This window comes from Nocardia miyunensis NBRC 108239, from assembly GCF_001613065.1.
In the GTDB taxonomy this organism is placed as follows: Bacteria; Actinomycetota; Actinomycetes; order Mycobacteriales; family Mycobacteriaceae; genus Nocardia; species Nocardia miyunensis.
The window spans coordinates 26,915-39,242 of record NZ_BDBQ01000067.1 but is presented as its reverse complement, the minus strand read 5'-3'; the positions used below and the strand labels follow the sequence as shown (position 1 = coordinate 39,242).

At 67.5% G+C, this 12,328-nt stretch carries 14 protein-coding genes and 1 pseudogene; 7 read left to right on the top strand and 8 right to left on the bottom strand.

Features of this window, described 5'->3' with window-relative positions; all coding sequences use genetic code 11:
- The first annotated feature begins 325 nt into the window (after positions 1-325).
- On the top strand, positions 326-1,096 hold the full coding sequence (locus tag NM2_RS28575; RefSeq protein WP_067674870.1) for a 2-phosphosulfolactate phosphatase: 771 nt from the start codon (positions 326-328) through the stop codon (positions 1,094-1,096).
- A gap of 94 nt (positions 1,097-1,190) precedes the next feature.
- Positions 1,191-1,607, top strand: a complete 417-nt coding sequence (locus tag NM2_RS28570) for a YkvA family protein (protein ID WP_067675026.1) — start codon at positions 1,191-1,193, stop codon at positions 1,605-1,607.
- Between the two features lie 208 nt (positions 1,608-1,815).
- On the opposite strand, the gene NM2_RS28565 is transcribed toward NM2_RS28570, so the two are convergent.
- On the bottom strand, positions 1,816-2,397 hold the full coding sequence (locus NM2_RS28565; protein ID WP_369690341.1) for a site-specific integrase: 582 nt from the start codon (positions 2,395-2,397) through the stop codon (positions 1,816-1,818).
- A 19-nt stretch (positions 2,398-2,416) separates the two neighbouring features.
- On the opposite strand from NM2_RS28565, the gene NM2_RS51935 reads away from it, so the two are divergent.
- Positions 2,417-2,647 (top strand): hypothetical protein, encoded by a 231-nt coding sequence (locus NM2_RS51935; RefSeq protein ID WP_245718264.1) that lies wholly within the window; start codon positions 2,417-2,419, stop codon positions 2,645-2,647.
- Between the two features lie 50 nt (positions 2,648-2,697).
- On the opposite strand, the gene NM2_RS28560 is transcribed toward NM2_RS51935, so the two are convergent.
- The 3 genes and pseudogenes from NM2_RS28560 to NM2_RS28555 all read right to left on the bottom strand — a co-directional run bounded on the left by NM2_RS28560 (position 2,698) and on the right by NM2_RS28555 (position 4,643).
- Complete coding sequence (locus tag NM2_RS28560; RefSeq protein ID WP_218026010.1) at positions 2,698-3,324, bottom strand: recombinase family protein; 627 nt, start codon at positions 3,322-3,324, stop codon at positions 2,698-2,700.
- Between the two features lie 98 nt (positions 3,325-3,422).
- Positions 3,423-3,635: pseudogene (locus NM2_RS53450) on the bottom strand (zinc finger domain-containing protein); the annotation flags it as partial.
- Between the two features lie 75 nt (positions 3,636-3,710).
- Positions 3,711-4,643, bottom strand: coding sequence for an AraC family transcriptional regulator (locus tag NM2_RS28555; RefSeq protein WP_067674867.1), 933 nt, complete (start codon positions 4,641-4,643; stop codon positions 3,711-3,713).
- Positions 4,644-4,738: 95 nt separating this feature from the next.
- Here NM2_RS28555 and NM2_RS28550 point away from each other — a divergent pair, with 95 nt between their 5' ends.
- The 3 genes from NM2_RS28550 to NM2_RS28540 all read left to right on the top strand — a co-directional run bounded on the left by NM2_RS28550 (position 4,739) and on the right by NM2_RS28540 (position 8,535).
- On the top strand, positions 4,739-6,001 hold the full coding sequence (locus NM2_RS28550) for an SGNH/GDSL hydrolase family protein (protein WP_157121364.1): 1,263 nt from the start codon (positions 4,739-4,741) through the stop codon (positions 5,999-6,001).
- Between the two features lie 69 nt (positions 6,002-6,070).
- The gene (locus NM2_RS28545; RefSeq protein ID WP_245718263.1) at positions 6,071-7,078 is read left to right on the top strand and encodes an alpha/beta fold hydrolase; all 1,008 of its coding nucleotides are present in this window, start codon (positions 6,071-6,073) and stop codon (positions 7,076-7,078) included.
- Between the two features lie 32 nt (positions 7,079-7,110).
- On the top strand, positions 7,111-8,535 hold the full coding sequence (locus NM2_RS28540) for an MFS transporter (protein ID WP_067675014.1): 1,425 nt from the start codon (positions 7,111-7,113) through the stop codon (positions 8,533-8,535).
- 57 nt (positions 8,536-8,592) lie between these two features.
- Here the strand turns inward: NM2_RS28540 and NM2_RS50995 are convergent, their stop codons facing one another.
- From NM2_RS50995 to NM2_RS28520, 4 genes are all read right to left on the bottom strand, one after another.
- Positions 8,593-9,126, bottom strand: a complete 534-nt coding sequence (locus NM2_RS50995) for a hypothetical protein (protein ID WP_067674864.1) — start codon at positions 9,124-9,126, stop codon at positions 8,593-8,595.
- A gap of 312 nt (positions 9,127-9,438) precedes the next feature.
- Positions 9,439-9,888, bottom strand: a complete 450-nt coding sequence (locus tag NM2_RS50990) for a DUF4158 domain-containing protein (RefSeq protein ID WP_067674861.1) — start codon at positions 9,886-9,888, stop codon at positions 9,439-9,441.
- Between the two features lie 60 nt (positions 9,889-9,948).
- Positions 9,949-10,161, bottom strand: a complete 213-nt coding sequence (locus NM2_RS28525; protein ID WP_067674857.1) for a hypothetical protein — start codon at positions 10,159-10,161, stop codon at positions 9,949-9,951.
- Between the two features lie 218 nt (positions 10,162-10,379).
- Positions 10,380-11,603, bottom strand: a complete 1,224-nt coding sequence (locus NM2_RS28520) for an MFS transporter (RefSeq protein WP_067675011.1) — start codon at positions 11,601-11,603, stop codon at positions 10,380-10,382.
- A gap of 89 nt (positions 11,604-11,692) precedes the next feature.
- Between NM2_RS28520 and NM2_RS28515 the strand changes: the two genes are divergently transcribed.
- Positions 11,693-12,286: a TetR/AcrR family transcriptional regulator gene (locus NM2_RS28515; RefSeq protein WP_067674854.1), complete on the top strand. Its 594-nt coding sequence runs from the start codon at positions 11,693-11,695 to the stop codon at positions 12,284-12,286.
- The last annotated feature ends 42 nt before the right edge of the window (positions 12,287-12,328 follow it).

Below are 12,328 nucleotides of genomic sequence, written 5' to 3'. Positions count from 1 at the left end.
CGCCTCCCACTACGGCTCGTTGAAGACGCCAGCTCACCACGCCGCAATCTCGCAAAGCCCCCACCAGAGCAGATTTTCATTCAACTCGCACATACCCGCAGGAAAGATCTCAACCAAGGTCGCAGCGCTTTGCATCCTGCACGGTCGAAACCGACTGGCCCGCATCGAAGAGATCGGGTACATAACGCCCAAACCCGCAAGCGCGTTGTGGGAGACCATATTCCGTTCCTCTCACACACGCGGGATGATGGTGCGCGCTGTTCGAATCCGGTTCGCGACGCGTCCGCGGTGACCACTGAAACTCCTACATGGACAAGGGGATTCGATGAGTGCGGACTGGGCTGGACAGGCGGCGTGGGGTGTACGTGTGGATTGGGGCCCCGCGGGTGCGCGGGCTCTCGCCCCCGGCAGTGCGGTCGTGGTCGTGGTCGACGTGCTGTCCTTCACCACCTCGGTGTCGGTGGCCGTGGAGGCGCGAACCCGGGTGCTGCCGTGCCCGTGGCACGACGAGCGCGCCGACCGGATGGCCGTGGAGCACGATGCGGAGCGAGCCGTCGGACGCTCGAAAGTGTCTGCGCGGCAACCATGGTCGCTGTCGCCGGCTGCCCTGCGGCGCGCACCCGCGCCCGAACGACTCGTCCTGCCCTCACCCAACGGATCGGCCATCTCCGCAGCCGTGACCGCCGCACCGGTCGTCGCGTCCTGTCTGCGCAACGCCGCGGCGGTCGCGGCATGGATCCACGCGCAGGGCTGGGGGACCTTCGACCAGCCCGTCTCGGTGATCGCCGCAGGTGAATCCTGGCCCGGACAGCCGATCCTGCGCCCCGGAATCGAGGACTGGCTCGGCGCGGGAGCGGTCGTATCCGCGCTGGCCCGCCACGGCGCGGGCCCCCTGTCCCCCGAGGCAACCGTTGCGCGGGCCGGCTACGACGGCATCACCGACCTGCCCGCGGTCATCCGCGGCTGCGCGTCCGGACGAGAACTCGCCGCGATCGGATTCGCCGAGGACGTCGAGGTCGCCGTCGAAATCGACAGCAGCACAGTGGTTCCCGTCCTGCGCGCGGGCGCGTTCGAGGATGGTGCAGGTACCCGATGACCCCTATCGCCGCCGAGAATGTAATGCCCGTAGCATGGATATGTGACGGATGCTTCGACACCGTCGAACTGCTACCCACCCAGCAGGAGCGGTGATGACCGGTTCGTTCTGGTGGGACACCGCGCTCGGTTCGGCCGCCGCGCTCATACTGATCTGGCTCGCCCTCATCGTCATGCTCGTCGTCGTTCGACCGCGCGGTAACCTGCTCCGCGAAGCCCTGCGAATCCTGCCCGACACCCTCCGGCTGATCCGCCGCCTGGCCGCGGACCCCACCCTGCCTCGCGGAGTTCGAATCCGGCTGGGCCTGTTGCTGATCTACCTGGCCTCCCCGATCGACCTCGTCCCGGACTTCCTCCCCGTGATCGGCTACGCCGACGACGCCATCATCGTCACCGCCGTCCTGCGCAACGTCGTCCGCCACGCGGGCATCGACGCGGTCCGCGAACACTGGCCCGGCACCGACGACGGCTTCACCGCCCTGACCCACCTCACCGGACTCGCCGCCAACTGAGGATCACCTCGATCCAACCAGCGGATCGGTCTTCAAGCCGTAGCCGACCGCGGAGGGATGCAACCGGCAGGCGCTGCCAGCGTGGGCATTGCGGCAGAGGGGATTTCGTCGTGACAGCACAGCGGGCGAAGTCCGCACAAGCGTAGGCGCGAACTGGGGGTTCCGGTAGTAACCGCCGAAAAAACAACGGATATGGAAACGCCGCAGCTCAGCGTCGGCGGTCGGCGTCCGGACCGAGCAGGGCGGTGAGATCGCGCATCGCCTGAGGCGACGGCTTGAAGTAGCGGCGCAAGTTCTCGGCTTTGCGGTGCCGGGACTTTGCCATGAGTTCGAGCAGGCTGGCTCCGGATTCGCCGAGATGTGTGAGACCGGAATGGCGGAGTTCGTGCAGATCCCAGCCGGTGCCGGGTCCGTCGATCGCGGTGGCGGCGTCGAGCAGGTCGCGGGCCTGGTCATAGGACAGCCGCGCCAGCCCGGTGTCAGGGCACAGGTCACGCTCGCCGAGGTATTTCCCGGGCCCGGGCCGGCGGTGGGTGAGGAACACCGGCCCGCGCGTGCGGCCGCGCAGCAGCCTCGGCAGCAGCCGGGCGGTGCCCGCGTCCCAGTACACGACCTCGAGGACGTGTTCGTGGTGAGCGGGCCCGCGGCGGCGGGTGCGGGGTTTGGCGCCCTTGGACTTCACCCGGCCGCAGCGGCCCGCCTGATCAAGGTCTTCGATGTTGAGCTGGAGCAGTTCCTCTGCGCGAGCACATGTCTCGTACAGCATTCGCCACAGCGTCTTCTCCCGCACATGGACTTCGCGGCGGGCGATGAGCCGGTCGATCGCGGTGCGCGAGCGCACCGGGGTCTCGGAGTCCGGCGGGGTCGACCGTGCGGCCGAGGCGGGCAGTTTCGGTGCGTCCCAGCCCTGTTCGGCGCACCAGCTCAGCCATTTGCCGACCGCGGCGCGCCGGGAGTTCCAGCTGTTGACCGCCGATGCGCCCCACAGCGATTCCAGCGCGGTGCCGATCTCGGCGTCGGTGAGGGCCCCGGAATCCTGAAGCTGGCCTGAGCCGCAAAGTAGAACTCTCGGCGGTTCCCGGGGTGTGAGTCAGTCCGGGATTACTGCCTGGTCCGTGGCGTGGTCGTGGTCGCGGAGCATGCGCAGGACGGTGGCCGAGGAGGGGTGTTGGCCTTTCTTCTTGCCTTTGGTGATGACGAGGCGGGCAGCGATGTCGCGCAGGCTGAGTCCTTGGGCGCGCAGGTGCAGGGCGTGGGAGAGCATGTCGTCGCCGACGACGGTGGCGCCGCCGATGGTCTTGCCGCGTTTGCGGGCGGATTCGTGGCCTTCGAGGGTGCGGTCGCGGATGTATTCGCGTTCCATGCCGGACAGGGCTGCCAGCACGGTGAACACGACCCCGGACGGGTCATGGGAGCCTTGCAGCTCACCGGTGAGGAACTCCAGGCCGATGCTGGAAGCTTTCAATTGCTCGGCGAGGGCGGCGAGCTCGATTCCGCGGCCGAGGCGTTTGTGTTCGTGCACGACGAGGGTGACCGCGACACCGGAGGCGCGCAGTTCCCGGGCGAGGGCGACGGCGTTGTCCAGTTCGGGACGGGTGGTGGCGCGGGTGGAGACCTTCTCGGCGACGACCCGGCCGACGTCGGCGGCCCGCAGGGAGTCCAGCTGGGTGTCCAGGGATTGGTGGGCGGTGGAGGCGCGGGCGTAGCCGATTCGCACGTGCCCGGCGGGCTCCGTCCCGGCCGCGGGTGGGCGCGGCAGTTCGACCCAGGCGGATCCGGGCTTGCGCAGTGCCGGGGTGGGGCGTTGAGAGCCTTGGCCAGCGAGAGCACGAGACGGAACCGGGCGGTGTGGTACTGGGTGGCGACTTTGCCCTTACCGGTCCGGCACGCGGACCCGGCTGGAGCGGCGCAGGTCGACATAGGACAGTCGTGGGTCTCCACCAAGAGGAAATCGTCGTCGGCCACCCTCGGGGTTGTTTCATGTATACGTTTCACACTACAAGTCAGATGAAACACTCTATGAAACATGGAACGCCCGGGACGTTCCCCGGTCGGAGCCCTGTTTCATAGGTGACCGCCTATGAAACAAACACGGCATCGTTTTCAGGTTCGCGTCGTGGTGGGTTGACGTTGGCGGCGGTACTGGTTCGGGGGGAGTCCGAATTCGCGTTTGAATGCTTTGGAGAAGGCGTATTCGGAGCTGTATCCGCAGCGGTGGGCGATGGTGTGGATGGGGGTGTCGGTGCGGTGGAGGAGCCGGGCGGCGATGGTCATCCGCCACCAGGTGAGATAGGTCAGGGGTGGCTGGCCGACGGCGGTGGTGAAGCGTTTGGCGAAGGTGGCGCGGGAGGTTCCGGCTCGAGTAGCCAATTCTTCGACAGTCCAAGGGTTTTCGGGCTCGTGGTGGATGTGATGCAGGGCGGTGGCGACGGCCGGGTCGGTGAGGGCGGTGGCCCATCCGGTGTCGGTGCGCAGGTCACTGTCGTCGAGCCAGGCCCGCAGCACATGGAGGAGCAGCATGTCGATGAGTGCGGGCAGGATAGCGTCGGTCCCGGAACGGGGCTGGTGCAGTTCGGTGCCGAGCATGTCGACGGTGGCGCGCAGTGCGTTGTGGTCGCCGACGCGGGCGGGCAGGTGGATCTCCGGGGGCAGAGCGCGGAGCAGCGGGTGTTGCCGGACCAGATCGAAGGTGTAACAGACGCACAGCATTTCGGTGGTGGCGCCGGGGCCGGGGATGTCGAGCTCGATAACGGAGTAGCCGCTGGTTTTGTCGGGCTGGAAGTCGATGGCCGGACTTCCGGGTTGGTCGACGAGGGTGTGGGCGTGCCGTGGTCCAGTGAACAGGATGTCCCCGACCCCCATGGAAGTTGGAGAGCCGGTGGCCGGGATCAAGGTGCAGCCACCCTGCAGGACGATATGGCAGCAGGCCGCGTCGCCGGCGGGGAATCGCACACCCCACGGTGCGCGGCAGGTGCTGCGACCGGCGTACGGCTGACCGGCCCGCATGGCCGCGAGCACGTCGCTGAGAACGTCCATACAGATATCCTACTGTCGCGATGGTCAGACGATCAGACAAGAATTCCAGACGGCAGGCCATTCATCATCCGACATTGCATTCGTACGGTCGTGTCATGGATGGACACAAGATCGCTGGCAGGTCGGCGGGCTCGGTCGTCGACGCTGCCGATCCGGGTCGGGCCGCGGTGCCGGACGCGATGTCGGCGGATGCCTGGGCAGCGGCGTGGTCGACGTCGCTGCAGCGACCCAGCACCGGCTTCGACCCGAATTGGTCGGAGCAGGGCTTCACGAATCAAACGCTGCGGCAGGTGGTTCGGCTCACCGCGGGCGGCGACCGGCTTCGCGTCCGGCTGTCGAATGTATTCGGCCGCACGCCACTCACGGTCACCAGGGCCACCGTGGCCGCGAGTGATGGTGGCACGGCGATCCGGGCGGATACGTTTCGGTCCCTCACTGTTGATGGGGAAATCACGTTCACGATCCCGGTCGGTGCGGAGGTCGCGAGCGATCCGGTAGCTTTCCGGTCGACACCGCTGGATTCGATTGCGGTGACAATGTATTCGGCCGCGTCGACGGGTCCCGCCACCTATCATGCCCAGGCCCTGGCCACCAGTTTCCGCGCGACCGGGGATCAGTGCGGCGACGCCTCGGGCGCGGTGTTCGGCGAGACCTCGCGGTCCTGGTACTACCTGAGCGGTGTGGATGTGGCCGGCGGTCCGGCACGGTCGCCCGGCATCGTCGTCCTCGGCGACTCCCTCACGGACGGGTCGTTCAGCACCCCGGACGTCAACCGTCGTTTTCCAGACATGCTGGCCGAGCGGCTGGCGGCTGCAGGCCGGCCGCGCGCGGTGTTGAATCACGGCATCGGCGGCAATCGGCTGACCGTCGACTCGGCATGGCTCGGTGACAAGGCAATCTCCCGATTCCACCGAGATGTCCTGTCCCAGCCGGGCATCGGCACGGTCATCGTGCTACTGGGTATCAACGACATCGGCATCAGCGAAGCCGTCGACACCGCCCCGCTGCCGACCTTCGAGCCCTACACCGTGGTGTCCGCCGACGACGTCATCGCCGCGCACCGCAATCTCATCCGCGAAGCCCGCTACACCGGGCTGCGGGTGGTCGGCGCGACAGTGTTGCCCGCGAAACCGTCTCCGTTCGTCACCGCTCGCAGCGAAGCCAAGCGTGCCGCGATCAACGCCTGGATTCGGGACTCGGGCGAATACGACGCGGTCGCAGACCTCGACGCCGCCTTACGCTCACCCACCGATCCGCAACGGCTGCATTCCGCCTACGACTCCGGAGATCATCTGCACCTCAACGACCAAGGGTACCGGGCTATGGCCGAGGCGATCGACCTCGACGCCCTGGGTTGAGCGCCCCCTCGGAACTGTCCGTTCGAAATTGCCACTGCCCCAACCTCTTCACGCGCAAGGAGCGAATACGTGAATACCGAGACCGCTGTCGCATCGCCTGTCGCCGAGGTCGCCACCCACACTCTCGACGTCAACGGGCTCCGCATGCATATCGCCGAAGCCGGGTCCGGGCCGCTGGTGCTGTTGCTGCACGGATGGCCGGAGTCGTGGTACTCCTGGCGGCACCAGATTCCGGCACTGGCCGCCGCTGGCTATCACGTCGTCGCCCCCGACCAGCGCGGCTACGGCGACACCGACGTCCCCGAACGCATCGAGGACTACACCATCGACCATCTCGCCGGCGACGTCACCGGGCTCGTCGATGCACTCGGCGAACAGCACGCGACGGTGATCGGCCACGACTGGGGCGCCATCGTCGCCTGGGAAACCGCCAAGATGCACCCGGAACGGATCACGGCCGTGGCCGGACTCAGCATTCCTGACCGGTTCGCCGAACCCCAGGGTGGTGCGGCCACACCCATCGCCGATCTGCGGGCCGCGCTCGGATCCGCCTTCTATATCGTGCACTTCCAGCAACCCGGTGTCGCCGACGCCGCCCTGGAATCGGCCCTCGAGCACGACCCTGAGGGACTGTTCCGACGGATCTTCCGCACCGCCGCCGGTGAGGGACCGGGCTGGACCGGGATGGTTCCCGAGGGCGGGACCATCGTCGACTCCCTGGCCGTCGACACACCGGCAACGCTGGCCTGGGAGAGCGACCGGGACGCGAAAACCTACGCGGCCCAATATCAAAGGTCCGGGTTCACCGGCGGCATCAACTGGTACCGAAACCTCGACCGCAACTGGGAACTGTCAACAGGCTGGCGGGACAACGACGTTCACGTACCCGCCCTCTATCTCATCGGCGGCCGCGACGGCGCACTGGCCTTGCCACAATCCCAACGGATGATGTCCGGCGACAGCGGCTTCCGCAATCTGCGTGAGACCGTTGTGTTGCCCGGTGTCGGCCATGCCATTCAGCAGGAACGACCCGATCAGGTCAACCACGTACTCACCCGGTTCCTGCGATCGCTGTGAACACCACCGACAATCCTCACCACGGACTCCCCATGACTTCCTCTCCGCGGCCACGGCACGCGCTCACCCTCGCATTGCTGGCCTTCGCGCAGTTCATCATCGCCATGGACTACAACATCGTCTACGTCGCCCTTCCCGACATCGGCCGCGCTCTCGGCTTCTCCACCCAGTCCGTGCAGTGGGTGGTCGGCGCCTACGCGGTCGGGCTCGGCGGACTGCTGCTGCTGGGCGGACGGGCGGTCGACCGGCTCGGCCGGCGGCGCCTGTTCATACTCGGACTGGCCCTATACGGTGCGTCCTCACTGCTCGGCGGCCTGGCGGTGGCGCCCGGCATGCTGGTAGCTGCCCGAGCGCTTCAAGGACTCGGCGGCGCCCTGCTCACCCCGGCCACTCTCGCGTTCATCTCCACCGTCTTCCCCGAGGGACCCTCGCGCAACCGTGCGATGGCCATCTGGGGTACCGCGGGCGGCGCGGGGCTCGCCGCTGGGTCCCTGATCGGTGGGGTACTCACCGAAACCCTGGGCTGGCAATGGGTGTTCTTCGTCAACGTTCCGCTGACAGGAGCGGCAGCGCTCGCGGCACCGCGCCTGCTGCCAGTCGATCCGCCACCCCGTACCCGCGACAGATTCGACCTTCCAGGCGCACTGGTCGCGACCCTCGGCGCCTCTCTGCTGGTCTTCGGGCTGGCCAGCGGGCCCGAGACAGGCTGGACCAGCCCGCGTGGCGTCGGCGCCATCGCCGTCGGCATCGGATTGCTGGCTGTGTTCGTACTCATCGAGCGATATACCCCCGACCCATTGATGCCGTTGCGGCTGTTACGCATTCGCAGCCTCACCACCGCGATGGCGGTGATGTTCATCTTCATGGGCACACTCAGCGGCCAGTACTACGTCTTCACCATGTACCTCCAGGACGTTCTCGGCCTCGACGCCCTGCACGCGGGCCTGGCCTTCCTCCCCCTGACCCTGATCGCCATCGCATCCACCGAACGATTGGTGGCCCCGCTACTCAACCGATGGGGCCTGCGCACCACCCTGACGGCTGGCCTGCTGATCAACGCGCTCGGCATGCTCGCGTTCACCGCCGCGATGAACACCGGCGGCTCCTACTGGGCACTACTGCCGGGCATCATCATCTGGGGCGCGGGCTCGTTCACCTACGCGGCCATGTTCGCCACCGCCGCCTCCGACGTCCCGTCCGCAGAACAAGGAGTCGCGTCCGGACTCGCCAACACCGCCCTGCAGATCGGCGGCGCCGTCGGACTCGCAGTCCTCGTAGCCATCACCAATGCCGTCGGCGAATCCGCAACCACCCTTGTCGCCACGGCGGGTCTACGCGCCGCCGGCTGGACCGCCGCCGCAGTCCTGCTGTGCGCGGCGGCGATCGCCGCCACACTCAAATCGCCGGCTCCGGTAGCCACCACAACCGCCAGGCAGCACGAACATATTCAGCCATAACAAGCCCCTGCTGCCGGTGGTCCCACGACTGGCAAATGACAGCCGCGACCGGAGGCGTTATCCGGTGACTCGTTCCCGGGGCAGGTCCAGGCGGGTGGTCATGTCGAGCCGGAATCGGCCGTAAGGGTTGATGTTTGACCAGAACAGCGGGCTCAGCGCGCGGCGTTCGTTGTCGCCGACCAGGTCGTGGAACTGCGGGTCTTCCAGGACGGCCTTGATCTTCTCCAGATTCTCCGGCTCCGGCTGTTTCTCGAGCTTCGGCACGCTGATCCACTGCTCACCGCGCCGCCGCGTCAACCGGATACCGCCGGTGGTGTTCTCGGCCAGCCCCTTATCGAGGCGGGTCAGGGCCTCGCTCATGCGCTGGCGGAGCCCGGCGATGAATTCGGTCGGGTCCAGCGGCTGGCGGATCGCGGCGCAGTGCACCTCGCGGGCGGTGTCGAAGTCGCCGGGCAGATCGTCTTCGGGGTTGCGCCACCGGTTGCCGCCATCGACGTAGATCTCGCGGCGGCGGATCGCGTCCCGCAACGCGACCAGCACACACAGCTCGTACGGGATGCGCTCGACACGGCGACCACCGCCTCCCGCCACGCCTTGGGCACCACCCCGTCGAGCGGGGCGAGAGCATGTTTGTCGTAGAAGCGGACCTTGCCGTCGGTGCTCGCGTACCGCGCCAACAGCTCCATCGCGACCATCACCGGCCGGTAAGCAGTGTTGTTGCACCGGAAATCCAGCGCCGCCAACAGTGCTGGCAGCATCCGGCGGTAGTGGTTGGAGTACGAACTGCGCAACACGGTGCGGACCCGCGCCTGGAACACCTGATCGTTGGCCTTCGCCTCCTTGACCAGCTCCCGCAACATCTTCTCCCCGACCACCGGATACAGGGCCTCGCGCACAATGTCATCAGGGTGGTCCACGGCCGCTTCGGCAAGGCGGAACAAGATGTTCTCCTTGCCACGCACGCGGCGCAGGTCCTCGGTCAGCTCCTTCTCCACCCGCCGATCCGCCCGCGCCCGCCAGCCACGCCGCCAGCTTGTCCTCGTCGCTGCGGGAAAACTCCCGGAACCCGAACGCATCGCGTACCTGCGCCCGGTGGTACTCGATCGTGCGTCCAGACCAGCGGTACTCACTCAGGAACCCGGGATCGACTTTCACCTGCTCCGCCATATACGCCACCGCGACAGCGGGCAGCTCCTCTGGCCGGTCAGGAAACCGGGCCTCGATCTCGAAGAACCTCAGCAACAGACCGAACCCGAGACGAGTCGCACCAGTCTTGTTCCCCACCCGCCGCCAGTCATCCCCGACCAGCGTCCACGACCCGATCAAATCCTCGGTCGACCACTCCTGACGCACGCCCGGCAACAGTAGCCGAGTCAACCTGCACGCGAAGCTACTTTGCGGCTCGGGACAGCTTCAGGATTCCGGGGCCGTGACCGAGTCCAGGGCGCGCGAGTGGCCGATCAGTCCGTCGGGGCCGGGCCCGTCGAGGGCGTCGACGGTCTTGACGATCGCGATGCCGTAGGCGCGGCGGGTGTTCGCGGGCCCGATGGTGTCCAGGAACGCCTCGGCCGCGCTGCGCAGGGTCCGAGCCGGCGGGGTGCGCAGCCGGGTCACCTTCGCTGCCATCGGCCCGCCTCTGCTGGCTTGCCCCGGATAACGGGGACGGTTCGTGTTGCGCGGCAGTGTGATCGCCGCAGGACGACTCCGATGCTACCCCGGATAACAGACCATTATCCGAGTTACGAAGGCGTTCGGGCAAAGCTGTCGAACACGCGGTATCGGCATGAGCGCATGAGGGCAGGGGCCACTCCGTTGCGACGGGAGCGCCCCCTGCATACAGGAGCTCAGGCGCCCTGCGGGTGCGTGAGCCGGCTATCCGACACCTCCGCGCTGGACGGCCGGTGGGACCAGACCGCGATCGCCGCCAGCAACAGCAGTACGCCGGCGGATATCAGCATTGCGGGCAGGGAGAAGGCGTCGACAACGAGTCCACCGGCCAGTGCGCCGAGCCCGATCGCCAGGTTGAACACCGCGACCCATAGGGCCGACGCGGCCTCCACCGCCGTGGGCGCTGCCTTGATCATCCAGGTCTGCAGGCTCACCGACGCTCCGCCGTAGACCATCCCCCATGCGATCAGTAGCACTATCCCGCCGATCGGGGTATGGCCGAGCACGGGGTAGAGCAGTACCAGCACGGCCAAGCCCGCGGCGATGCCGAGGACGGTCCGGTACACGGCCCGGCCGATGACCGCACCCGCCAGGAAGTTTCCGGCGATGCCCGCGACGCCGAATCCCAGCAACAGCGGGCCGACGAACCCGGCGCCGATCCCGGACAGTTGCTGCAGGACCGGACCGATGAACGTGTAGGCCGCGAAATGCCCGGTAACGAGGAGGAGTGTGGCCAGGATGCCCGCCCGCGCACCGGGATTGCGGAATTGCCCGGCCAGCTGGCGAAGTCCGACCGGCTGCGTGGCGACCAGCGGCGGCAGCACGGCAACCAGAATCATCGTCACGACCAGCGCCAGCACGCTCAGGGCCCCGAAGGCGAGGCGCCAGCCGGTGAATCCGCCCAGTGCGGTCCCCAGTGGTACACCGAGCACGTTCGCGGCACCGACGCCGCCGAAGATGACGGCCGTGGCCTTCGGCACGGCTTTCTCGCTCACCAGCCGCACCGCCAGGCCTGCGGCCACCGCCCAGAACCCGCCGATCGCGATGCCGACCAGCACCCTGGAGGCGAGCATGACCGGCAGGTTCGGCGCCACCGCGGAGATCGCGTTGGCTGCGGTCATGAGCCCCATCAGAACGACGAGCAGTATGCGGCGATCGAGCCGGCCGATGACCAGCGGAACCACCGGCGCCGCCACCGCGGCCACGATACTGGCTCCGGTCACCATCAGACCAGCCGTGCCCTCGGAGACGCGCAACGCTTCCCCGACGGGCGACAACAGCCCGATCGGCAACTGCTCGGCCGTCACCAGCAGAAATGTCCCGACCGCTACCGCGGCCACGGCCGCCCATCGGTTGGATTGCAGCGCAACGGGATTGGATATGTCTCGGGTCGTGGTCAAAGTCGGCCCCTCAATTCGGTAGCGATCGTTCCCATACATCGGACCCTAATACGGGAGCGATCGCTACACAACTGCGGTAGGCTGACGCCATGCCACGCCCGCGAGAGTTCGACGAGCAGGAGGCGGTCGCCAAGGCGACCGCCGTGTTCCGCCGCCGCGGCTACCACGCCACCTCGGTGCGTGACCTGGGGGACGAACTGGCCCTCAAGCCCAGCAGCCTGTACCGGACGTTCACCGATAAGCACACCCTGTTCCTGCGCGCGCTGGACCACTACCGCTCCCACGATTCGGCCGCAGCCGAACGCCGCCTCGAAGCGGCAGGCTCGTGTCGAGAAGTGTTGCGGGACTGGATGGTCTGGATGATCAGCGGTGCCGGCGACGTCGCTGCTGCCGACGGCTGCTTCGTGGTCAACACCGCCACCGAACTCGGCACCACCGACGCCGCGGTTCAGCAGCGGATCGAAGCCGCCTTCGAGGTCACCCGGGACACCCTCCGCAAGGTGCTCCACCGCGGCCGCGCCGCTGGGGAACTGGCCGCCGACCTCGATATCGACGCAGCGGTCGAATCCCTGTTCACCACCGTCCTCGGCTTACGGGTCAGAGAACGCGCCCGCCACGACCCCGCTCAGCTGATCACCGCGATAGATTTCGCCATCGATGCACTCCGGTCCCCACCGGAATGACACCAATCCCCTTCTTGCGCAGTCAATATCGGCCGAGCAGCC